The organism is Exiguobacterium sp. s161 (assembly GCF_018619045.1).
GTDB classification, from domain to species: Bacteria; Bacillota; Bacilli; order Exiguobacteriales; family Exiguobacteriaceae; genus Exiguobacterium_A; species Exiguobacterium_A indicum.
Genome location: NZ_JACSNH010000001.1, coordinates 1,101,376 through 1,125,571 on the forward strand (window position 1 = coordinate 1,101,376; position 24,196 = coordinate 1,125,571).

A 24,196-nucleotide genomic window follows, 5' to 3' on the forward strand; every position below is an offset into this window, starting at 1 on the left:
CAGTACTCTTACAATAAGGTCATAGCAAAGCAATCATCTTATCAACTCATACACGAAATGGAGGCTAACGCAATGGCGACAGCTCAAAATGGAGCACGGGGCATCCGTGTACAAGTTCAACGGTTCGGAAGCTTTTTAAGCGGTATGGTCATGCCGAACATCGGTGCATTCATCGCCTGGGGGATCATCACGGCACTGTTCATCCCAACTGGATGGGCACCAAATAAGGAACTCGGTGAACTCGTCGGTCCGACGATCACCTATCTTTTACCGTTGCTGATCGGATACACAGGCGGAAAATTAATGCATGACGTCAGAGGGGGCGTCGTCGGGACGCTCGCGACGATGGGGGTCATCGTCGGAACAGAGATTCCGATGTTCCTCGGTGCCATGATCATGGGACCACTTGGCGGATACGTCATCAAAAAGTTCGATCAGTTGATCGAAGGAAAAATCAAACCAGGTCTCGAAATGCTCGTCAACAATTTCTCGGTCGGAATCATCGGTGGTTTGTTGATGCTCGGTGGATTCAAAGTATTCGGACCACTCATGACAGGTCTTGACGACATCATGGCTGCAGCAGTTGGTGCGATCGTCAGTGCACACTTGCTACCATTAGCGAGTTTGTTCATCGAACCAGCGAAAATTTTATTCTTGAACAACGCCATCAACCACGGCATCTTAAGCCCACTGGGTCTCGATCAAGTAAACGAGGCGGGCAAATCAGTTCTGTTCTTACTCGAAGCTAACCCCGGTCCGGGTCTCGGATTGTTACTCGCTTACTCGTTCTTCGGTTCTGGTGCAGCAAAGAAAACAGCACCGGGTGCCGCGTTCATTCAGTTCATCGGTGGGATTCACGAAATTTACTTCCCGTATGTCTTGATGAAGCCGGTCTTATTGCTTGCGATGATCGCAGGTGGTATGAGTGGGATCCTCACATTCGTCCTATTTGATGTCGGTTTAGTTGCACCTGCTTCACCAGGTAGTATCATTGCGGTTCTTGCAATGGCATCCCGCGGTTCTTACGTCGGATTGATCGCCGGTGTCCTTGTTTCAGCATCTGTGACCTTCGTTGTCTCAACTGTTCTGCTGAAGACAAGCAAAGCAAAAGAGACATCCCTTGAAGAAGCAAGCGCGAACGTCAGTGCGATGAAAGGAAAACAATCGATTGCCTCGACACTCGTTTCAGCTGATGCCAAACCACTTGCGGAAGTCGAACATATCATCTTCGCTTGTGACGCTGGTATGGGATCGAGTGCGATGGGAGCATCCGTCCTTCGCAATAAGATCAATAAAGCGGGCTTACCGATCAAGGTAACGAATACGTCGATCAGTCAATTGCCGCCAAACGCCGAACTGATCATCACGCATCGTGATTTGACGGAGCGGGCGAAGGAACAGGTACCAACGGCAGAACACCGATCAGTCGATAATTTCTTAAATGCCGGATATTATGATCAACTCGTTCATGAGATCGAAACAGCAAGAAATAAGATTTCTTAAAAATAAAGATAGAGATATTCAAGGAGGAATAAACATGACAACGACAATGAACCTTTCACCGGAACTTGTATTACTGGACCAACAATTCGCAGACGAGACGGCAGCCATTACGGCTGCCGGTCAACTCCTCGTCGATCATGGATATGTCGAAGCGGGTTATATCGATTCAATGCAAGAGCGTCACGCTTTATCGACGGTCTATATCGGTAATCATGTCGCAATTCCCCACGGAACAGAGTCGGCTAAATCACAAGTCAAGAAAACAGGACTATCGATTCTACAAGTACCGCAAGGCGTAACGTTCGGAACGGAACAAGCACGACTCGTCATCGGTATCGCTGGCGTCGGGGACGAACATCTCGAGTTGCTCTCGAATATCGCGGTCATTTGCTCCGATGAGGAGAACGTCGAGCGTATCGTGGCAGCGACATCAAAAGAAGAAATCATCGCCTTATTGACAGCGGAGGTGTAACCATGAAAGCCATCCATTTTGGTGCCGGTAACATCGGACGTGGTTTCATCGGCTTACAACTTGTCAAGACGGGTTACGAAGTCTGTTTCGTAGATGTCAATACGACGGTCGTCGATGCATTAAAAGCACGCCATACCTATGAGGTCGGTTATGCCTCTGAACAAGGGGGACGTGAACGGGTCGACGGCGTAACGGCGCTCAACAGTTTGTCTGAACCGGATCAAGTCATTGCAGCGATTCGCGATGCAGATGTGATTACAACAGCTGTCGGTCCGAGCTTGTTGTCGAAAGTAGCTCCTTTGATCGCGGAAGGGTTACGTCAACGTGATCAAAAGACACCTGTCTACGTCATTGCGTGTGAGAACATGATTGGTGGGTCAAAACACTTGCAAGCAGAGGTAGCGAAACATCACCCCGTAGCGGAAAACTGGTATTTCCCGAATGCAGCGGTTGACCGGATCGTACCGCTTCAACATCACGAAGACCCGTTGTACGTCGAAGTGGAAGAATTCTTTGAATGGGTGATTGAGACGACTGGACTACCGGAAGCCTATCCACGGATCGAAGGTGTCACCTATGTCGAGAACATCGAACCGTTCATCGAGCGGAAGCTGTTCACCGTCAACACGGGACATGCGATCGCTTCTTATCTCGGAGCACTATTCCATAAAGAGACGATCGCTGAAAGTCTAACGGATCCACGCATCCGTCGTGGTGTCCAGACAGCACTTTACGAAACAGGATGGCTATTACTTGAAAAGTACGGCTTTAATCCGGTCGATCATAGTGCGTATATCCAAAAGAATATGAAACGCTTTGAAAACCCGCGGATTCATGATGAAATCATACGTGTCGCTCGTTCACCGATTCGTAAACTGAGTCCAAGTGACCGACTCGTCAAACCAGCAAAGGAATTGATGGAGCGTGGCATCGAAGCAGATGGATTAGCGCGTGGGATCGCAGCAGCTCTAACCTATTTCGATCCAAATGATTCAGAATCTTCAGAATTAAATGCATATATTACGAAACATGGAATCGAAGATGCGCTAAACGCGTATTTACAATTATCGGCAACGGATCCACTTGGATCTCGAATCATCGAACATTATGAAGCGATGCAACACCAAGTCAATTCGATTGCTTAAGAATAAGTGTTCTCAACACCTTTCACGGGATGTGAAAGGTGTTTTTGTATATCGAATTAAATGCGACGTCCTCATCGAAATGATCAGTTTTTGAAATTCTTCTATCACAATTTGATTACAATTTGTATATTAAATTTGGAATATTCGAAAACGAATATTTAGCGATTAAAATACATTGTACGCTATATGAACGGAACATCTCTATTCCGATTTTTCAGGTAAGAGAAGGTGATCATATGTTGAATTATAAAGTGAACGTATATAGATTAAACGGAGCACGACCAAAAACTACAAAAGGAACCGGACCAAAACATTTGATTTATTCGAGTCAATTTTCTTCGCGTACGCCAGTCCATTTATTGCATCAACTCATCTTGAATCGACTATTGGTTGAACAAGAAAAAAACCTTGATTTGACGTACACGATCGAAGTAAATGCGGTACTTGATCAATTCGTGATCGACGTCCGTGTCTTTTCGACAGATACGGTCAGTGTCCAAGTCGAGCGTGACTTGATTGAAATCATTGAACGCGAAGAAGTCCGTCATATCCCGGCTCTTGAAATCGGGAAACCTGATTTTGCTGAATTCGCCCACATCGTCTTAAAGGTGAAGGAAGGTGGACCACGCCTTTCACAAGAGGATACGCAACGAATTTTCAATGAGTCTGGTGTTCGAGGACGAATCATCCTGCACAAGGAGCGCATCGATAGTCATGAGCCCTCCCATTCGATTCAGTTGTTGATTGGTGGGGCCGAGAAGTGTTTGTATAGTCTTTCGCAATATCAGCTTGATCCACTCTTCCGTAAACATGGTTTGACGATTCAATCCTTGAATCTGTTACCGTTTGATTTATTCATGATTCGTGACAAAATTGCGATGCTGTCTTCGGCAGATGCTTCGCAACTGTGGATTGATGACATCACGACATCCAAGAACGGACGATCACATCAGATTTGTTTTAACGATGGGAATGAATGCATGACGGTCATCTGTGATCTTCATGGATCAATTCGTTCTTATAAGTGTTCGTGATGGTTTAACTCTTCTTCGAATAGGCTACATTCTTAACAGAGGTTCTAACGAAGGGGAGTCGAACAATCATGTTATCTAAACAACAGACGGAAGAATTCAAGCAACGGTTATTAAAGGAAAAAGAAAAGACGACATCAAACATCGAACAACGCGATACCGACTACGATGAAGGTGAATTGTCGAGTTACGATAATCATCCTGCCGATTCCGGCGATGAATTGTTCTTGCGGGAACGCGATCAAGCAATCACGGACATGCAAGAGGATATGCTCTCGGATGTGGACCGTGCCCTAAAAGCGATCGAGGACGGAACGTATGGCATTTGTAAGGTCTGTGGAAAAGAGATTGAGATTGAACGTCTTGATATCATTCCGGAAACGTTATTATGCATCGAGCATGCAAAAGAAGAAGCAGAACAAAACGAGAACGACCCGAATTCGCGACCAAGCGAAGAAGACGTACTGGATCCATCTGTCACAGCCCGCGGGAAAGACATCGACGGTGATACGGATGGATTCTCGAAAGTAAGTGATTTCGGTAGTTCCGATACACCGTCTGACCAAGAAGACGGAATTGACCCGACTCGGTCTTGACCGGCAAAAACATCTCCCGAAAATGGAGATGTTTTTTTCTCGAAAAAAATCATAAATAGTTACCGGAATTTTTTGACTTTTCATATAATTTTGGTACGATGGTATCGAGGGGGCTGTTTTAGCCTATATTAAAATGTAAGCGCATACAAGCATCCGTCTCACTGCTTGACCATTTTAGTTGAGGGAGGAAATAATGCATGATTTATGACATTCCGAACAAGCAAGGGTCAAAAGTACAGTACAAGGAACGGTATGAAAATTACATCAACGGAAAGTGGACTGCACCTGTCGGGGGAGAATATTTTGATAATGTCACACCTGTCACTGGTAAAGTATTGTGCCAAGTCGCTCGTTCCGGTAAGGAAGATATCGAACTGGCTCTTGACGCAGCACACGCGGCAAAAGAAGCATGGGGGAAAACGTCTGTAACGGAACGCTCAAACATTTTAAATAAAATCGCGAATCGGATGGAAGAAAACCTTGAGATGCTCGCTTATGCAGAGACACTTGAGAACGGGAAAGCGGTCCGTGAGACACTCAACGCCGATCTACCGCTCGCAATCGATCACTTCCGTTATTTCGCCGGCGTCATCCGTGCCCAAGAAGGTTCGGTCGGCGAACTCGATCAAGATACGGTCGCGTATCACTTCCATGAGCCACTTGGCGTCGTTGGTCAAATCATTCCATGGAACTTCCCACTCCTGATGGCTGTCTGGAAACTAGCGCCAGCACTCGCGGCAGGGAACTGCGTCGTCTTAAAACCAGCAGAACAAACACCAGCGAGCATCATGGTACTCGTTGAGCTCATTGAGGATTTACTCCCACCGGGTGTTCTTAACATCATCAACGGTTTTGGTCTTGAAGCAGGGAAACCGCTCGCTTCAAGCAAACGAATCGCAAAAATCGCCTTTACGGGTGAGACGACGACAGGACGTTTGATCATGCAGTACGCATCACAAAATTTGATTCCAGTCACACTCGAACTCGGTGGGAAATCACCGAATATCTTCTTTGAGGATATCATGCAGGCAGACGATGCTTTCTTCGATAAAGCAATCGAAGGATTACTGATGTTCGCGTTGAACCAAGGAGAAGTCTGTACGTGTCCGTCGCGTGCCTTGATTCAAGAATCGATTTACGAACCGTTCATGGAACGTGTTCTTGAGCGCGTCAAAGCCATCAAGATCGGAAATCCCCTTGATTCGGACGTCATGATGGGTGCTCAAGCTTCGAACGAGCAGATGGAGAAAATTCTTTCATATCTTGAAATCGGTAAGTCAGAAGGCGCAGAATGTCTCATCGGTGGAGAGCGCAACATGCTCGAAGGGGATCTCGCAGAAGGATATTACATCCAACCAACGATCTTCAAAGGACACAATAAGATGAGAATCTTCCAAGAAGAAATTTTCGGACCGGTTCTATCGGTCACGACATTCAAGACGGAAGAAGAAGCACTCGAAATTGCGAATGATACGTTATATGGTCTTGGTGCGGGCGTCTGGACACGTGATATGAACCGTGCTTATCGGTTTGGGCGTGCGATCGAAGCAGGACGCGTCTGGACGAACTGTTATCACCAATATCCAGCTCACGCGGCGTTTGGTGGTTACAAAATGTCAGGGATCGGACGTGAAAACCATAAGATGATGCTCAACCATTACCAACGGACGAAAAACCTACTCGTTAGTTACAACCCGAATAAACTCGGTTTCTTCTAAGTCGGAAAGGACGTGGATGCAAATGGTGGAACGTGTTCAGGCGACAGCAGCTTGTTTAGAGTTAATCGACCAGTTGAGAGAAAAACACGGTCCGTTGATGTTTCATCAATCTGGTGGTTGTTGCGATGGCAGTTCCCCGATGTGTTTTGCGCAGGGTGATCTATTCCTGGGAGATCAGGATAAAAAACTGGGAGAGATCGGTGGTTGTCCGTTTTATATTCATGAAGATCAATATGAGTACTGGAAACATACGCAACTCATCATTGATGTCGTGGATGGTCGAGGCGGAATGTTCTCTCTTGAAGGTGTCGAAGGGAAACGTTTTTTGACACGCTCCCGTGCGTTCACGCAAGAGGAATACGCTGAACTATCAGCATCAAGCTAATAAAGGAATCAAACACGGTTTCGTCGATGCGACTTGTTCATTCAGGTCGCTTGTACGGAATCGTGTTTTTTGTTCGTATCACGACGTTCTAACAGGATAAAAGTTGGTAATGCGGCATAAGAACGGTATAATGAACTCATATTTTGACGAGAAGATAGTTCCACACTATGACATTATAGGGGGTCACCATGAAATATCCATTTTTAGGTTGGACAGGTCAAACGATCGGAGTGACGGCGCCCTCCTCCGGATTACGTGAACAGCAACAGGAATGGGTCGAACAAGCAGTTGAACAGGTACAAGCACGGCAAATGAACGTCCGTTTAGGCGAAACGATTTGGTCGCATCAACTTGCTGAGAGTGCACCGGTCAAACAACGCGCCGAAGAATTGAATCACATGATGACGGATGAGACGATTGATGCCGTCATCCCGCCATTTGGCGGGGAACGCGCCATTGATCTATTCCCCGAGTTGACGCTAGCTACTTACCAAACAAAATGGTTGCTTGGCTATTCCGATATCAGTACGTTATTGCTCAGTCTGACGCTTCAGACGGGAATCGCGACAGCACATGGTCCAAATTTCGTTGAGCTTCGAAGTGAAGAATGGGACGAGACGACAAGTGCCTGGCGACGGGTGCTCGCGACGCCAACTGGAGGAACCGTCACACAGTGGGCTTCCGATCGTTATCAACCCGAGTGGACTGATGAAGAACGTCCAGCAGGTTCGTTATTTCAGCTAACGGAAGCGATGGAATGGAAAGCACTTGATGAGCGAACCGAGGTGACCGGACGTTTACTTGGTGGATGTCTGGAGACGATTCGCCATCTGATTGGGACACCGTATGGAGATGTGCAGCGTTTCCAGCGTGAAGAAATAAACGGAGAACCGATACTCTGGTACTTCGAGGTGTCTGAAGCGAATTCGGCAGAGGTGCACCGGACACTGCGACAAATGGCGTATGCTGGGTGGTTTGACCATGCGGCTGGCTTTTTATTCGGGCGTACGTCTGCAAGGATTACAGAAGATCTGACATGGCTAGACGTGTACCAATATCTAGCGGATGAGACGGGCTTACCAGTCTTATACGATCTTGACATCGGTCATCAGCCGCCACAGTTGACGTTAATCAATGGAGCGACGGGTACGGTTCGTATTCAAGGAAAAGATTCACGAATCGATCTGACGTTCAACTAAAAAGGAGAGCACGCAATGGCACGTCGTAAGTTTCAAGCACTAGGCGTTTATAAACGCGTCCATATCAACCCGGAGACACGTCGTATGACGTTACCGGAACCATTTTACGATGCACTTCGTCTAGAAGATGAATTGCTGATTGCACAAGTCGGAGATGTTCTCGTCATGCGACGTCCGGGGGAGGTCGTCGAGACAGAAACAGATTTATTGAGCGAACTCGTAGAAGATGGATTCACGGGTACAGAGCTTGTCCAAGAGTTTGCCTACCGGCGTCAGCAACAAGAACAACGATTACGTCAACAAGTCTTGCAGGATGAAGAGGATGACCATGCTGCTCAACTGAAGATCGAGCTATAACGGAAAGAAGGAGTGGGGCAGATGCGTCGCAGAACAAAAATTGGAATCGGAGTCATCGGATCCGGATTAGTAGCAGCGAGTTATTATTTTTATGAGATGGCAATCGCCACGAATCCAAAGCCATTCTTATCGAATAATCGAGATTTAAGTGACGAGATGGTCCGATTGATGCAACCTGGTCAGACGTGGATCAAGGAGCAACCGCTTGAGCGGATCGAGATTGAAGCGAAAGACGGTTTAACGTTACGCGGGCATTTTCTTCCGTCACCTGTTCCGTCAGATCGGATCGTCATTCTCGTGCACGGGTACGGAGGCGTCGGAACGGATTTAGCCGGATTCGCCTATCTGTACCATCAGGCCGGTTTCCATGTCATGATGCCCGATAATCGTGGACACGGAATGAGTGACGGTCACTATATCGGATTCGGATGGCATGATCGGGAAGATTGTCTCAGTTGGTCGAATTATCTGATTGAACGGATCGGACAGGATGCGAAACTGTTCTTGCATGGGGTGTCGATGGGAGGGGCGACCGTATTGATGACGAGTGGCGAACAACTCCCACCACAAATCAAAGGAATCATTTCTGATTGTGCCTATACGTCCGTCAATGCTGTCCTTGCGTATCAGATGAAGCGGATGTATCGACTACCACACTTTCCGTTCTTAGGCATGACGAGCGTATTGACGAAGCTAAAGGCAGGTTATACGTTCCGTGAAGCATCAGCGTTGAAACAAGTCAAAAAAGCACAGGTACCGATTTTGTTCATCCATGGTGGGGCGGATACGTTTGTACCGACAGACATGGTATATGAGCTGTATGAAGCTTGTCCAACGGAAAAAGAGCTCGTCGTCATTCCAAATGCCGCTCACGCGATGGCCTATTTTGAGGATCCGGCATTGTATGATGATGTCGTCGAGAAGTTCGTTCGCAACATCTTGCGAAATGATTGACAACTCAGTTCGTTACCCGCTATATTAATATCATAAATCAACGTCGTCGTGGCGGAACTGGTAGACGCGCTAGACTCAGAATCTAGTGGTGGCAACACCGTGGAGGTTCAAGTCCTCTCGGCGGCATAAATGATTGAAGGAGGCAATCCCAGCAAGGGGTTGCCTTCTTTTTTGTTGCTGAATAGAAAACGATTACAACTAATAAAAATTCAGAAATATTTATCTTTTTAGAATTTTTCTGGTAAAATACGTTTTAAAGAGGGTACTCTTCAGGGAAAGTACTAAGTGAAGTAGACAATCTTTAACACATAGGAGAGGGGAAACAAACATGAAAAAAGGGAGTATCTTGCTAGCGCTCTTGATGAGCTGTGTTCTCGTACTTGGTGCATGTAGCATCGGTTCGAAAGAAGAAGAGTCGTCTGAAGGAAAGACTTATAAGGTCGGCATTGACGTCACGTATCCACCATTCGAATATAAAGACGGGGATACGTACAAAGGAATCGACATCGATCTCATGAAAGCAATCGCGAAGGATCAGAACTTCAAGATTCAATTTGAAGCGATGGACTTTAGCGGCATTATTCCGGCACTTCAAGCAAATCAATTGGACGTTGCCATTGCTGGTATGAGTATTACGCCAGAACGGAAGAAAGTCGTCACATTCTCGGATCCATACTTCAAAGCTGGTCTTATTCTAGTCGTCAAAGAAGATGAGAATGGTATTAAATCCGTCAACGATTTAAAAGGGAAAAAAGTAGCCGTCAAAAAGGGAACGACGGGTGCGAAATATGCAACGGATAACGCAGACAAACTGGGATTCACGGTCACACAGTTCAATGACAGTCCAGCGATGTTCCAAGAAGTGAAGAACGGTAACGCTGCTGCTTTGATTGAAGATTATCCTGTCATCTCATATGCAAACAAACAACAAAACCTTGGATTAAAACTTGTCGGAGACCGTCTCAACGGGGACAACTACGGAATCGCTGTCTTAAAAGGTGAGAACGAGGATCTGATGAAGAAAATCAACAAAGGACTTGCGAATCTGAAAGAAAACGGTGAATACGATAAAATCGTTGACACGTATCTGAAATAAGTCGCAAGGCGATAAGGGAGTGGGATAGCCAATGGAAGTGGTCAAAACCGCATTTCCATTTTTCTTGGAAGGGCTTCAAGTCACATTGTATATTTTCATCATCGCGGTCATCGTCGGCTTTCTGATTGGCTTAGTCGTCGCATTGATGCGGTTATCACCATCAAAAATCTTAAACGGGATCGCAATTGTCTATATTGATGTCATTCGCGGAACGCCGTTCATCGTTCAGTTATTCTTCATCTATTTTGGACTCAATTCGCTCGAATGGTTATCGATGGACCGGATGTATGCAGGGATACTGACGGTCGCAATCAATGCCGGTGCTTATTTTGCGGAGATCATTCGAGCTGGTATCCAGTCGATTGATAAAGGACAAACAGAAGCTGCGCGTTCACTCGGGATGACAGGGCGTCAAACGATGGTACAGATCATCTTACCGCAAGCATTCCGACGGATGTTACCAACGATTACGAACCAATCGATCATCAGCTTAAAAGATACATCGTTGTTGTCGATTATCGGAATCGCTGACTTGACACAACAAGGTCAAGTGCAGCAGTCAACGACGTTTGAACCATTCATCGTCTGGTCCGTCGTCGGATTGATGTACTTCGTCATCATTTATCTCTTGTCCGTAGTGGCGAAGTTCTTGGAACGGAGGTTTACATTACGATGAGTATCATAGAAGTAAAGAATCTAAAGAAATCATTCGGTTCGAATGAAGTCTTAAAAGACATCAACGTCTCGATTGCCGAAAAAGAAGTCGTTTGTGTCATCGGTCCGTCGGGATCTGGGAAAAGTACGTTTTTACGCTGTTTGAATCGATTGGAAGAGATTACAGGTGGCACGGTCATCGTCGATGATTTCGATATTACGAGTCCAAAGGTCGATATCAACAAGGTCCGGGAAGAAGTCGGGATGGTCTTTCAACATTTTAATCTCTTCCCGCATAAGACCGTGCTAGAAAACGTCACGCTTGCACCGATCAAAGTGCGTAAATCGGATAAAGAACAGGCGAAACAGCGGGCACTTGAACTACTCGATAAAGTCGGATTACGTGAAAAAGCGGATAATTATCCAGGTGAATTATCTGGGGGGCAAAAACAGCGGGTCGCGATTGCCCGCGCGCTTGCAATGAATCCGAAAATCATGTTATTTGATGAGCCAACGTCAGCGCTTGACCCGGAAATGGTCGGTGACGTGCTTGCCGTCATGAAACAACTTGCCCTTGAAGGCATGACGATGGTCGTCGTGACCCATGAGATGGGATTCGCTCGAGAGGTCGGAGATCGCGTCTTATTCATGGATGGTGGCTATATCGTCGAAGAGAACGTGCCACAAGCATTGTTTGATTCTCCACAACACGAACGGACGCAATCGTTCCTTAGTAAGGTCTTATGATGGAACCGGCGTATCTAAATGCGGATACGCCGGTTTTTTGACGAATCATAAATAACTGTCTAAGCGCTCATAAGAAAAACTTATACATTTAAGCGTGAGAATTCGGGAATTCGAAATGCACACACAGGAAAAGAGTAGTAATATAGTAACGAAGGCACTTTTATGGGAGAATGACACGATCATTCCTTCTCATGACGTTCAGCGTTTTATTCATGCAATTCCTTTTGAAAGCGCTAACAGGTAGAGGGCTGGAAACACATCGAGTATCCACTGGATGTGTGGGGAGAAATATAGAAACGGGGGGAACCGTACATGGCAGGCCACGAGCAAGATCAACAAGCATTCTATGGACCAAACCTTGGCTACATCATTGAATTGTACGAGCGTTTTTTAGAAGACAAGACATCCGTTGATGAGGAGACACGTGCTTATTTCGAAGAGCATGGTGCACCCGTGACGGAACCAGTCGTACCGATGCAAGTCGAGACAGGAGATTTCGAAAAATATCTTGCGGCGAATCGTTTAGCGGAACAAATTCGTGCAAAAGGACATCTTGCGGCGGATATCTATCCGCTGAAGGACCATCCGCGAGAAACAGGATTATTCGAATTGAGTCAGTACGGATTGACAGAGGCAGATCTTCGAAAAATGCCAGTCTCACTCGTCTGTCCTGAACCACCAACTGGTTTACAGGACGCGTTTGAAGGCATCGAACATTTAAAAGCGCAGTACACGGGAGCAGCCGCAGTTGAGTTCCAGCATGTCGACGATCTCGATGAAAAGAAATGGCTCCGACAGAAAATCGAGCAAGGTGCTTTGACGGCGACGCTAGACGCTGAACAAAAGAAACAGTTGTTCAAACGCTTAGCTGAAACGGACCTCTTCGAAAAATACTTGCACAAAACATATGTCGGTCAAAAACGCTTCTCGATTGAAGGACTTGACGCGATGGTGCCATTGCTCGACACGATCGTCGGACACCTCATCTCGAATGGGTCGGAGACGATCAATATCGGAATGGCACACCGTGGACGGTTGAACGTTTTGGCGCACGTACTTGGGAAGCCATATGAAATGATCTTTGCTGAGTTCCAGCATGCACCGAACCACGACCTCGTACCATCTGAAGGATCGATCGGGATCACGTACGGTTGGACGGGCGACGTGAAGTATCACCTCGGTTTAAACCGAAAACTCGAGCAAGAGACACGTAACGTGCGGATGACGCTTGCGAACAATCCGTCGCACCTTGAGTTCGTCGACCCAGTCGTCGAAGGCTTCACACGTGCGGCACAAGATGATCGCTCGCAAAAAGGGGCACCACGTCAAGAGCAAGCAGCAGCAGCTGCGATCCTCATTCATGGGGATGCAGCGTTCCCAGGTCAAGGAATTGTGGCTGAAACTTTGAATTTAGCGAATCTCAAAGGATATAACACCGGCGGAACGATTCATATCATCGCGAACAACACGATCGGCTTCACGACGGAGCCGACGGACTCCCGTTCGACACGTTACTCGAGTGATCTTGCCAAAGGATACGAGATCCCAGTCTTCCACGTCAACGCGGATGAGCCGGAAAGCTGTCTCGCAGTCGCTTTGCTCGCGAGCGAGTACCGGGCAACGTTTAAGAAGGATGTCATGATTGATTTAATCGGATATCGTCGTTTTGGTCATAACGAAATGGATGAACCGATGAATACGAACCCGGTCTTATACGATTTGATTCATAAACATGATCCAATTCGTGTCTTGTACGGGAAAACGCTTGTCGCGAACGGGGATGCGACAGCTGACGAAATTCAATCGATTGAAACGTCGATCAATGATCAAATGAAAGCGGCTCGTGAAAAAGTACCGAACGCGGAGAAAGAGTATGGTGGGGTCATGCCGGACGTAGTCTTTAAAGGGGTTCCGACGATTGAGACAGGAGTCTCGATTGAAACATTGACGGCGTACAACGAAGAATTGTTACAGTGGCCGGATGGCTTCCAAGTGTTCCATAAACTTGAGAAGGTCCTGAAGCGACGGACGGATGCGTTCTCGACAAAGAACGGAATTGACTGGGGACATGCCGAAACATTGGCGTTTGCTTCGATTCTCTCAGATGGAACACCAATCCGCTTGAGCGGTCAAGATTCTGAACGAGGAACGTTCGCACAACGGAACATTAATCTTCATGATGTGAAAACAGGAGAAGGCTTCTCGCCACTCCATGCCTTATCAACGGCAACTGCATCATTCTCGGTCTACAACAGTCCGTTGTCTGAAGCAGGTGTACTTGGTTTTGAATACGGTTATAACGTCTTCGCTCCGGAAACGCTCGTATTATGGGAAGCGCAATATGGGGACTTTGCGAACTCAGGTCAAGTCATCTTCGACCAGTTCATCTCAGCTAGCCGAGCGAAATGGGGACAAACATCAGGTCTCGTCATGTTGCTTCCGCATGGTTATGAAGGGCAAGGACCAGAACACTCGAGTGGTCGTTTAGAACGCTTCTTGACGTTATCGGGTGAGAAAAACTGGACGGTCGCGAACGTATCGAGTGCTGCCCAGTACTTCCACTTATTGCGCCGACAAGCAGCGATTCTCGGAAAAGAGGAAGTCCGACCGCTCGTCGTCATGACGCCGAAGAGTCTCTTGCGTCATCCGCTTGCAACATCGGATGTCTCTGAGTTGACGGAAGGTAGTTTCCAACGTGTCATTGAACAATCAGGGCTCGGAGAAGCACCAGATCGTGTCAAACGTCTTGTGTTCTGTTCTGGTAAGATGGCAATCGACCTAGCTGAAGCCGTTTCGAAATCAGATGAGAATCTCGATTGGCTACAAATCGTCCGGGTCGAGGAGTTGTATCCATTCCCGGCAAAAGCCTTAAAAGAAGTCATCGCGCGCTATGAATCCGTCGAAGAAATGGTCTGGGTGCAAGAAGAACCGAAAAACATGGGGGCGTGGTCCTTCATGGAACCTCGACTTGAGACAGTCGCACCGAATGGTATCCAAACGGTCCGTTACATCGGTCGTCGTCGTCGTTCCAGTACAGCAGAAGGTGACCCATCAGGTCATAAAGTAGAGCAGGCACGTATCATCAATGATGCACTCACAGCGACTGCTTCTATTCCAACAGCGCCATCACACGTATCAAATCACACATCATAACTTAAGATAGAATCGAGTCATAGGGGGAGAATACGATGGAAATCAAAGTACCAGAACTTGCCGAATCAATTACAGAAGGAACGGTGGCGTCTTGGTTAAAACAACCAGGTGATCACGTGGAAAAAGGGGAAGCCATCGTTGAGCTCGAGACAGATAAGGTCAACATCGAAGTGCCGTCAGATGAAGCTGGTACGTTGACGGAAGTGATGGCTGCTGAAGGAGATACAGTTCGCGTCGGGGAAACGATTGCTGTCATCTCTGCTGGTGGCGAGGCTCCAAAACCGGCTGCGGCAGAAACAGTACAAGAAACGCCAAAAGAGACACCAAAAGCAGAAGAAAAAGCGGAACAACCGGTGGCTGCAGCAGCGACTGAAAGTACATCTGTTGCGGATCGTCCGATTGCTTCACCTGCTGCCCGTAAACTGGCTCGTGAAAAAGGAATTGATTTAGCACAAGTGGCAACGCAAGATCCGCTCGGTCGCATCCGCGTCCAAGACGTCGCGACGTTTGAAGTAGCACCACGTGAGCAAGCAAAACCGGCTCCTACGAAACCTGCTACACCGGCACCAGCACCTGCAGCCGCTCCTGGGAAACCGGAAGAGCGAATCAAGATGTCACGCCGTCGTAAGACAATCGCGAACCGACTCGTTGAAGTTCAACAAACGGCAGCGATGTTGACGACATTCAATGAGATCGATATGTCAGCGGTCATGGCACTACGTAAACGTCGCCAAGAGAAATTTGTGAAGGAAAACGAAGTCAAGCTCGGCTTCATGTCATTCTTTACAAAAGCAGCAGTCGCAGCACTGAAGAAGATGCCATACTTGAATGCTGAGATTCAAGGGGATGAAATCGTCCTGAAGAAATTCTACGATATCGGGATTGCGGTCTCAGCACCAGACGGTCTCGTCGTTCCGGTCGTTCGTGATGCGGATAAGAAGAACTTCGCTGAGATTGAAAAAGACATCATTCAACTAGCGGTCAAGGCGCGTGATAATAAACTCGGTCTATCTGATTTGACGGGTGGTACGTTCACGATCACGAATGGTGGTACGTTCGGTTCACTCATGTCGACACCGATCTTAAACGGTCCACAAGTCGCGATTCTCGGAATGCACGCAATCAACTTGCGTCCTGTAGCGATTGATGCTGAACGCATGGAAAACCGTCCGATGATGTATGTCGCACTCTCCTACGACCACCGAATCGTTGATGGAAAAGAAGCCGTTACGTTCCTGAAGCACATCAAAGATTTGCTTGAAGATCCAGAGTCATTGATTTTCGAAGCGTAAGTTTCAAGAAGACCCGTTTGATCGAACGGGTCTTTTTCTATGTCGTAATAACACTTTGTCATCAAATCACGAAATGACATTTACATTTTCTCTATATCAGCTTCATACATACGACTTAGGATAGGTATTGTAAGAATATTTCAAGGGGGAATCAATTATGTTGAAACAATTTGGGTTAACGATGGCTGCAGGCGCGATATTAAGTACAGGTTTTCCGACAGAAGATGTCGGTGCACAATCAAAAGGAAAATCATTGCTCGATCCAAATCGAATCATCAACGTCGCTCACCGCGGAGCTTCAGGGTATGCACCAGAGCATACGATGCCAGCTTATGAAATGGGACATAAGAAATTTAAAGCAGATTACATCGAGATTGACTTACAGATGACAAAAGATGGTCAATTGATTGCGATGCACGATGAAACGGTTGATCGGACGACAGATGGGACGGGTGCTGTCAAAGACAAGACACTTGAAGAAATCAAGAAGCTTGATGCAGGAAGCTGGTTCAATGAAGTAAACCCTTCACTTGCTCGAAAAGAGTACGCTGGATTAAAAGTGCCGACACTTGAAGAAATTTTCTCGACATATGGAAAGCATGCGAACTATTATATTGAAACAAAATCGCCAGAGGTTTATCCAGGTATGGAAGAGAAGTTATTGAATACCTTAAAAGCTTATGGTTTATCGAGTGATCGTGTAAAACCGGGTCAAGTCTTAATTCAATCGTTCAGTGAAGCAAGCCTTCAAAAAATCAAAGCCATGGATCCGAATGTACCGCTTATTCAGTTGATGGAAGCGAACGAAGTCAAGGCATTGACGGATGATCGATTGACTGCAATCCGTCAGTATGCAGTCGGTGTCGGTCCTTCCTTCAAAGCGTTGACACGTGAGAACATCTCAGCGATTCGCGCGCATGATTTATTACTTCACCCGTATACTGTCAATGAAAAAGCGGATATGGTACGTATGCTTGATTATGGTGTTACAGGTGTTTTTACGAACTATGCTGACCGTTTCAATGATGTCGTGAAAGGGCTGTACAAAAAATAAAGTAAAAACGAAACAGGACTATTTCTTCTTTCGAACAGGAAAGGAGGAATAGTTTTTTGTTTTTAAAACTCGTATTTTAAATCCAATATTTCATTCCATACGTAAACCCTATAGAGGTTTATCAGAATTTCGAATCATGAGACAAAACAATGTAGTCAGTTTCGTATTTCATGGTACGATAACAGTGCAGTTTTGGGAAGGAATGGAGTGAGGTCGTGAGAATTACACAGTATACGGATTATGGACTACGTGTGTTGATGTATCTCGGGGTGCACCGGGATGTTATCACACCAATGCCGCAGATTGCCAAGCATTATGGCATCTCATCCAACCATTTAATGAAGGTAACACAACAATTAGCGAAACTTGGCTATGTCGAATCAACAAGAGGTCGGTCAGGCGGACTCCGTTTGATTCGTGAGCCAAAAGACATCAACATCGGGAAAGTCGTTCGGGAGATGGAACCGATGGATATCGTCGAGTGTTTTGGAAGCAACAGTCATTGTGTCATCGAACCAGGATGCCGTCTAAAAGGTGTGCTCGGACGAGCGCTTCTAGCTTTTATCCGGGAACTGGAACAGCATACATTAGAAGAATTGCTAGATAATCGTGATGAGTTGGCACTCTTGTTTGCTGCCTCATTTTTACAGCGTTCCTAATCAAAAAACCCTCGCTTCCGTGAATGGAAGCGAGGGTTTTGTCATAGCGATACTTATACATCATCTTGACGTTTCTTTGGTTCCACATGTTCTTTGTTCTGGGACAAGTCGTCTCGAACAGACGATTTCCATAGCGGCACATTGCTGTAATATGCAGCACGAGCGATCAGATGTCCTCCAATTGGTGCTGTGATGAGCACGAACAGAATGCCGAGAACGACACGAGAGGAGAAGAATCCATCTTCAGTGACGAAATAGATGATGACGCCGATTAAAATCGACATGACACCTAATGTCGCGCTTTTAGATGCAGCGTGAGCACGCGTATAGACATCCGGTAAGCGGATCAGACCAAGCGCGGTGACGAGACTAAATCCCATACCGAGCAAGGCGAAGACCGCGACGATCAATTCATTGGTTGCGATCACGTTCGATGATCTCTCCTTTCTCGATATATTTTGAAAAGGCAACTGTACCGATGAAGGCGAGTATACCAATCAACAGGATGACTTCGAGGTAGTCGCTCGTCCGTAAGATGATCGAGACAAGTCCAACGATTGAAATCAAGCTGATACCAATTGAATCAAGCGCGATGACACGATCCGCAACACTTGGTCCTTTGATGACCCGGTAAAACAGACCAAGCATCGAGAGAAAGACACCCCCGAGTGCGATATAGATTAAAATATCGAACATCACCGACTCACCTCCAGAATGGCTTTCTCAAAACTATCACGAATCGAAGCGACCGCTTCATCGACCTCTGGCATGTGGAGTGCATGAATGTAGAGTGTCTTATTATCATCCGAGATATCAACGACAAGCGTTCCCGGTGTCAGCGTGATCAGCATTGACAGCAACGTGATTTGCCACGGTTGATCGAGTTCGGTCTCATAGGCGAAAATACCAGGTTGAATATCTAACTTCGGCTTTAAAATGATTTTCAAGACATCGATGTTCGCGACGACAAGCTCGTAGAGAAAGCGGAAAAACAATAGGACGAGTGCGACGACAGGTCCGAGATAAAAGCGACCTTTGAAGCCGCGACGGAAAGCGAACATCGCAATCAGCCCTAGCGCGTAACCGATGACGAAACCGGAGGCCGAGAAATTGTTTGAGAGAAACATCCACAAGAATGCAAGAAATAAGTTGAGCAAGACTTGAAATGCCATGAATTAACGACCTCCTTTTAGTACGGCATCGATATAGAGCGTTGGATTCGTCAACGGTTCGACGGCTTGTTGAATAAGTGGACGCATCGCCTCAGCACCTACTCCATAGAGAACGCTGAGCGCAACTAAGGCAATCGTAGGAACTAGCAGCTTGGGAACAAGCGCTTGTTTATCACCCGAGTAGGTCTTCGGTGTTCCCCAAAAGGCACGCATGAACAATTGAACGACGGAATACAAGACGAGCAGACTTGATAGTAAGACGATGATCGGTCCAATCAACTCACCAGCTTCAATACCACCACGAACAATCAGGAATTTCCCAATGAACCCGCTGAGCGGTGGAATCCCGGCAAGTGATAACGCCGCGATGAAGAACGTCCAACCTAATACAGGATAGGCTTTGATCATCCCGCCCATATCTTTCAGCTTACTCGAGCCGGCAATTCCGACCATGATTCCTACGAGTAGGAATAAAGCGGCTTTAATCAACATATCATGAAGAAGGTAGAAAATCGCACCTTCTAGCGCTTGCGGTGTCATGAGGGAAACCCCGTACAAGATGACTCCGACTGCGACGATGATGTTGTAGATGATGATTTGCTTCGCATCCCGTGTCGCAAGCGCACCGATCACCCCGATGACGATCGTACTGAGAGCAAGGATACTTAAGATTTGATGAATCGTTCCAATCTCATTTGAGAAGAACAAACTATACGTCCGTAAAATCCCGTAGACCCCGACCTTCGTCAGCAAGGCACCGAACAGAGCAAGAACAGGCGTCGGCGGTACTTGATAAGAACCAGGTAACCAGAAGTAGAGCGGGAAGATCGCACCTTTTAATCCGAAGACGATCAGGAATAACAAGGCGATGACGTTTAGGATTGCCGGTTGTCCGACCTCTGAAATCTTTTGACTGATATCCGCCATGCTGAGCGATCCAATGATCCCGTACAAGAAGGCAACTGTCATGACGAATAATGCGGACGAGATGACGTTAATCAAAAGATACTTCAGCGATTCTCGTAATTGTGCCGGTTTCCCGCCAAGAACGATCAAGACATAAGACGAAATCAGGAAGACTTCGAAGAAGACGAACATGTTGAAGATATCACCTGTCGTAAAGGCACCATTGACACCAACGAGCAAGAATTGGACGGCAATGAAATAGTAGTATCGTTGATAGGAAACGCTCAAGTAGACAATGGCATACCAGATGATACAAAGAACAAGAATGCTTGTCGTCGTGACGAGTAAAGCGGATAGCATGTCAGAGACGAGTGTGATACCAAAAGGTGCTGGCCAGCTACCGAGTGTGACTGTTAAGATTCCGTTCGACCGGACAGTCAGCACAAGATAGATGGAGGCACAGACAGTTAAAATCGTCGAAAAGAGGGAAACGATTCGTTGTCCTTTGAGGTGTCGCGGGAAAAACATCAAGATGACACCAGTCAACAAAGGGATGATGATTGGTAGTAGTGGTAAGTTAATCATTCGAATCGGTTCCTTTCATCTCTTCGATATTATCGGTTCCGAGTTCTTGATAGGCACGATAAGCGAGTACCAAGAAAAAGGCAGTGACACCAAAGCTGATGACGATGGCGGTCAAGACGAGTGCTTGCGGTAGTGGATCCGTATAGGAAGTCACGCCGTCCTTTAAGACCGGAGCCGCGCCTCGTTTTAATCCACCCATCGTCATGACGAGTAGATGGGCAGCGTGGCTGAGCAACCCTGTTCCGATGATAATGCGAAGAATACTTTTCGAAAGAATGAGATAAATGGCACACATCGTCAGGATGCCTGCGGCGATCGCCATGATGATTTCCATATTAATCACTCTCCCCAATCGTTTGAATAATCGTCATCGTCACACCGACGACGACAAGATAAACACCAAGATCAAACAACATCGCCGTATGAAGTGATGTCTTACCGAATAACGGTAGGTTGAAATAGTCATGTGCATGTGTGAAGAACGGGACGTTAAAGACAAGCGCTCCTGAAGCCGTCAGTACGGCAATCAACATGCCAAGAGCCGTGATCCATTTGTAGTCGAATGGCAAAATCCGGCGTAACGTCTTGATGTCGTAAGCAAGTAAAATCAAGACAAGAGCAGACGCCGTCACAAGACCACCAATGAAACCGCCACCTGGCGTATAGTGTCCAGCAAAGAACAAGTAGACAGCAAACAGGAAGATGATGAACGTGATAAAGGAAGTCGCGGACTCTAAGATGACGTCATTCGTATGCTTTTTTGTCTGCTTTTTCATTTATCCATCCCTCCTGTTCGTCTGAATTTAATCATCGTGTAAATTCCGATTCCGGCAAGTGCGAGAACGGCAATCTCAAACAACGTATCGAAGCCACGGAAGTCGACGAGAATGACGTTGACCATATTACCGCCAGCGGCAAGATCAGCGACATTATCGATGTAATATTTGGCGATTGAAGTAAACGATCGTTGGCTGAGAGAAGCAAGTGCGACGAGTGTCACCGTCAGTCCGACGAGTGCCGAAATCAAGGCGTTGCCGAGCTTGAACGGAATGCGCTCTTCTTTCCGGCTGATTTCCGGTAAACGATAGAAAACGAGCAGGAACAGAGCGACCGATACTGTCTCGATGACGAGTTGCGTCAAGGCAAGGTCTGGCGCTCGGAACAAGACGAAGAACAGAGCGACCGTATAACCTGTCACACCGAGCAAGATGATCGATGTCAGTCGTGAACGCGCAAAGGTGATCGAGAGGGCACTCGAAACGAGAACGAGTGCAAGGATGATCTCATACGCGTCAATCGAGCTGATTGGATCAACCGCGAAGCGGAAGGCATCAAACCCGTATAATGCCGTCAAGATCAAGATGACGATGAATCCGAAGATGTAGACGAGATACGACCGCATGTATCCGGTCATGACCGTATCATGGATCTTTGTCGATGTCTGTTCACCACGACGTAACAAGGCGTCATATTGATGATTCAAGGAGACGGCACGTGGCATCCGGTTGTAAAGCGATTGCCAACGTGGGAGTGTTTTATACAAGATTACGCCAGCACTGATGATCACGAGTGTCAGGAATAATTCAGTATTGAATCCATGCCACATTGAAATATGCACATCAATCTTGCCACCCGCATCAACGACTTGCGGTAAGATCGCTTCGACTGCCGGTCGAATCAACGTATCCGATAATAGATTCGGGAAGAGTCCGATGATGACGACGAGCGAGACGAGGACGAGAGGTGGAATCAACATGCCAATCGGTGCCTCGTGTGGTGTTTTCGGTAACTTGTCGTCTTGACGCTTACCGAAGAACGCTCTGCGGACGATCAAGATGCTATAGACGAATGTAAAGATACTTCCGACGACGGCGAGTACAGGAATGATCCAACCGTAAGACGGTAAGTGGAACAAGTCAGATCCTGAAACTTCAAGTACACCTGTCAAGAACATCTCTTTACTTAAGAAACCATTGAATGGAGGAATCCCCGCCATCGAAAGGGTCCCGATCATCGCAATCGTCATCGAAATCGGCATGAGTTGCGCAAGACCACCGAGCTTCCGAATGTCGCGAGTACCAGTCTCGTGATCGACGATTCCCGCCATCATGAAGAGACTGCCTTTAAACGTCGCGTGGTTGATCAGGTGGAAGATCGCAGCGACTGTCGCAATCGTATATAATCCGTCATCTAACGCGTCGACGTGCAAGGCAGCTGCTCCGAGTCCAAGTAATGACATGATCAATCCAAGCTGAGAAATCGTCGAGTAAGCAAGGATTCCCTTTAAATCATGTTGTTTCACCGCATTGAGTGAACCCCAGAATAAGGTGAATATTCCGACAGATGAGACGAGATAGAACCAGAGCGACTCATCCGCAAAAATCGGACTGAAACGAGCGACAAGATACAACCCTGCCTTGACCATCGTTGCCGAGTGCAAGTAGGCGCTGACAGGGGTCGGTGCTTCCATCGCATCTGGTAACCAGATGTGGAACGGAAATTGAGCCGATTTCGTGAAGGCGGCTAGCAAGAATAAAACAAGGGCGACCGTAAAGAAGGGTTCACCTTGAATCGACTCAAGCGACGCATAGGTCTCACGAATACTTAACGATCCACTGAGTGTAGAGAGAATCGCGATTCCCCCAAGCATCGCTAATCCACCAAAGACGGTGATCAGCATCGATTTTTGAGCGCCGTAACGAGAACGTTCCCGCTCGTACCAGTAGGCGATCAATAAGAACGACGAAATCGACGTTAATTCCCAGAACAGATAGAGGACGATCATGTTATCTGACAGTACGACCCCAAGCATGGCGGTCATGAACATCAACAGATAGACATAAAATGTTCCGAGTGATTCTTTTTTCGCATCTAAATAAAAAATCGAATAAAGAACGACGAGTGAGCCGATTCCTGTGATCAATAGTGCGAACAATAAGCCGAGTCCGTCAAGATACGTGACGAAATCGATACCGAGCGATGGTATCCACGGCATACGTGCCGTAAAGGTCTCACCTGACATCGTACCAGGGAGAAAGCGGCTGAAATACGAAACGAGCAGTACAGGTACGACAAGTACAAACCAACCGGTATGAATGTTCGGAAGGCGTTTCGCTAGAAGCGGAATGAAAAGACTGATCAATATGGGCAGTAAAATAGCCCCGTGCATCACGGACACGAAATTCCCTCCTTTGTGACATCGACGACCAAAAATGAAAAAGGGACGCGAACGCAAGCTGTTGAAGCTCGGAACTGTCCAGTAGAAGACACGATTCATTTTGTTCGTCGAAGATGTTTCTGAATCAAGTATAGCGTACTTTTTTCCTTCTTGCATGACGTGAAGCGTTGAAGCATAAGGGATAGAGCCATTTTTTCTCTTGATTATTAAATATGTAGGAACACGGCAGAAATAGGCTGAAAATTTTTTTGATTTTTTTCAAAAAACACGTGGATCCATGAGAAGAATGATTCAAACTCAAGGAACGCGGGTACATTTATCTAGAGCACAACTAATGACC

At 46.8% G+C, this 24,196-nt stretch carries 24 protein-coding genes and 1 tRNA gene; 18 read left to right on the forward strand and 7 right to left on the reverse strand.

All coding sequences use genetic code 11. The annotated features are described in order from the left end of the window. Positions 1-72: 72 nt before the first annotated feature. The 18 genes from KNQ14_RS05380 to KNQ14_RS05465 all read left to right on the forward strand — a co-directional run bounded on the left by KNQ14_RS05380 (position 73) and on the right by KNQ14_RS05465 (position 18,015). Positions 73-1,503, forward strand: a complete 1,431-nt coding sequence (locus KNQ14_RS05380; protein WP_064299708.1) for a PTS mannitol transporter subunit IIBC — start codon at positions 73-75, stop codon at positions 1,501-1,503. A gap of 34 nt (positions 1,504-1,537) precedes the next feature. Next, a complete protein-coding gene (locus tag KNQ14_RS05385) occupies positions 1,538-1,975 on the forward strand; it encodes a PTS mannitol transporter subunit IIA (protein WP_231884652.1) in 438 nt (145 codons plus the stop codon). Between the two features lie 2 nt (positions 1,976-1,977). Then, a complete protein-coding gene (locus KNQ14_RS05390) occupies positions 1,978-3,120 on the forward strand; it encodes a mannitol-1-phosphate 5-dehydrogenase (protein WP_214859900.1) in 1,143 nt (380 codons plus the stop codon). 236 nt (positions 3,121-3,356) lie between these two features. Next, entirely contained in the window at positions 3,357-4,154 is a 798-nt protein-coding gene (locus tag KNQ14_RS05395; protein WP_050678284.1) for a hypothetical protein, read from the forward strand. 68 nt (positions 4,155-4,222) lie between these two features. Further along, on the forward strand, positions 4,223-4,747 hold the full coding sequence (locus tag KNQ14_RS05400) for a TraR/DksA C4-type zinc finger protein (protein ID WP_023468557.1): 525 nt from the start codon (positions 4,223-4,225) through the stop codon (positions 4,745-4,747). A 197-nt stretch (positions 4,748-4,944) separates the two neighbouring features. Then, positions 4,945-6,465: an aldehyde dehydrogenase gene (gene adh / locus KNQ14_RS05405; RefSeq protein ID WP_214859903.1), complete on the forward strand. Its 1,521-nt coding sequence runs from the start codon at positions 4,945-4,947 to the stop codon at positions 6,463-6,465. Positions 6,466-6,487: 22 nt separating this feature from the next. Continuing rightward, positions 6,488-6,850, forward strand: a complete 363-nt coding sequence (locus tag KNQ14_RS05410; RefSeq protein WP_023468555.1) for a DUF779 domain-containing protein — start codon at positions 6,488-6,490, stop codon at positions 6,848-6,850. A 188-nt stretch (positions 6,851-7,038) separates the two neighbouring features. After that, positions 7,039-8,049 (forward strand): S66 family peptidase, encoded by a 1,011-nt coding sequence (locus KNQ14_RS05415; protein WP_214859904.1) that lies wholly within the window; start codon positions 7,039-7,041, stop codon positions 8,047-8,049. 15 nt (positions 8,050-8,064) lie between these two features. Next, positions 8,065-8,406 (forward strand): hypothetical protein, encoded by a 342-nt coding sequence (locus KNQ14_RS05420; RefSeq protein WP_023468553.1) that lies wholly within the window; start codon positions 8,065-8,067, stop codon positions 8,404-8,406. A 21-nt stretch (positions 8,407-8,427) separates the two neighbouring features. Continuing rightward, entirely contained in the window at positions 8,428-9,360 is a 933-nt protein-coding gene (locus KNQ14_RS05425) for an alpha/beta hydrolase (RefSeq protein WP_029341930.1), read from the forward strand. A gap of 42 nt (positions 9,361-9,402) precedes the next feature. Further along, a tRNA-Leu gene (locus KNQ14_RS05430) sits at positions 9,403-9,486 on the forward strand. Between the two features lie 202 nt (positions 9,487-9,688). Next, complete coding sequence (locus tag KNQ14_RS05435; protein WP_023468551.1) at positions 9,689-10,456, forward strand: transporter substrate-binding domain-containing protein; 768 nt, start codon at positions 9,689-9,691, stop codon at positions 10,454-10,456. A 31-nt stretch (positions 10,457-10,487) separates the two neighbouring features. Next, the gene (locus KNQ14_RS05440) at positions 10,488-11,132 is read left to right on the forward strand and encodes an amino acid ABC transporter permease (RefSeq protein WP_214859905.1); all 645 of its coding nucleotides are present in this window, start codon (positions 10,488-10,490) and stop codon (positions 11,130-11,132) included. After that, positions 11,129-11,857, forward strand: coding sequence for an amino acid ABC transporter ATP-binding protein (locus KNQ14_RS05445; RefSeq protein WP_023468549.1), 729 nt, complete (start codon positions 11,129-11,131; stop codon positions 11,855-11,857). Before KNQ14_RS05440 ends, KNQ14_RS05445 begins: the two co-directional genes overlap by 4 nt. 312 nt (positions 11,858-12,169) lie before the next feature. Continuing rightward, a complete protein-coding gene (locus tag KNQ14_RS05450; protein ID WP_214859906.1) occupies positions 12,170-15,010 on the forward strand; it encodes a 2-oxoglutarate dehydrogenase E1 component in 2,841 nt (946 codons plus the stop codon). A gap of 35 nt (positions 15,011-15,045) precedes the next feature. Continuing rightward, complete coding sequence (gene odhB, locus KNQ14_RS05455; protein ID WP_050678279.1) at positions 15,046-16,302, forward strand: 2-oxoglutarate dehydrogenase complex dihydrolipoyllysine-residue succinyltransferase; 1,257 nt, start codon at positions 15,046-15,048, stop codon at positions 16,300-16,302. A 157-nt stretch (positions 16,303-16,459) separates the two neighbouring features. Next, positions 16,460-17,356, forward strand: coding sequence for a glycerophosphodiester phosphodiesterase (locus KNQ14_RS05460; RefSeq protein ID WP_214746132.1), 897 nt, complete (start codon positions 16,460-16,462; stop codon positions 17,354-17,356). Positions 17,357-17,571: 215 nt separating this feature from the next. Continuing rightward, a complete protein-coding gene (locus tag KNQ14_RS05465; RefSeq protein WP_214859907.1) occupies positions 17,572-18,015 on the forward strand; it encodes an Rrf2 family transcriptional regulator in 444 nt (147 codons plus the stop codon). Positions 18,016-18,068: 53 nt separating this feature from the next. On the opposite strand, the gene mnhG is transcribed toward KNQ14_RS05465, so the two are convergent. The 7 genes from mnhG to KNQ14_RS05500 are packed head-to-tail and all read right to left on the reverse strand — an operon-like array spanning position 18,069 to position 23,856. Continuing rightward, positions 18,069-18,443 (reverse strand): monovalent cation/H(+) antiporter subunit G, encoded by a 375-nt coding sequence (mnhG, locus tag KNQ14_RS05470; protein ID WP_023468544.1) that lies wholly within the window; start codon positions 18,441-18,443, stop codon positions 18,069-18,071. Continuing rightward, on the reverse strand, positions 18,427-18,663 hold the full coding sequence (locus KNQ14_RS05475; protein ID WP_369792030.1) for a Na(+)/H(+) antiporter subunit F1: 237 nt from the start codon (positions 18,661-18,663) through the stop codon (positions 18,427-18,429). The genes mnhG and KNQ14_RS05475 overlap by 17 nt, the downstream gene beginning before the upstream one ends. Before the next feature lie 47 nt (positions 18,664-18,710). Then, positions 18,711-19,187 carry a Na+/H+ antiporter subunit E gene (locus tag KNQ14_RS05480; protein WP_023468542.1) on the reverse strand — a complete coding sequence of 159 codons (477 nt, stop codon included), beginning with the start codon at positions 19,185-19,187 and terminating at the stop codon, positions 18,711-18,713. A 3-nt stretch (positions 19,188-19,190) separates the two neighbouring features. Further along, positions 19,191-20,678 carry a Na+/H+ antiporter subunit D gene (locus KNQ14_RS05485; RefSeq protein WP_064299715.1) on the reverse strand — a complete coding sequence of 496 codons (1,488 nt, stop codon included), beginning with the start codon at positions 20,676-20,678 and terminating at the stop codon, positions 19,191-19,193. Continuing rightward, on the reverse strand, positions 20,671-21,012 hold the full coding sequence (locus KNQ14_RS05490; RefSeq protein ID WP_023468540.1) for a Na(+)/H(+) antiporter subunit C: 342 nt from the start codon (positions 21,010-21,012) through the stop codon (positions 20,671-20,673). Before KNQ14_RS05490 ends, KNQ14_RS05485 begins: the two co-directional genes overlap by 8 nt. 1 nt (position 21,013) lies before the next feature. Then, positions 21,014-21,454, reverse strand: coding sequence for a Na(+)/H(+) antiporter subunit B (locus tag KNQ14_RS05495; protein ID WP_023468539.1), 441 nt, complete (start codon positions 21,452-21,454; stop codon positions 21,014-21,016). Then, a complete protein-coding gene (locus tag KNQ14_RS05500; protein ID WP_214859908.1) occupies positions 21,451-23,856 on the reverse strand; it encodes a Na+/H+ antiporter subunit A in 2,406 nt (801 codons plus the stop codon). Before KNQ14_RS05500 ends, KNQ14_RS05495 begins: the two co-directional genes overlap by 4 nt. Positions 23,857-24,196 lie beyond the last annotated feature (340 nt).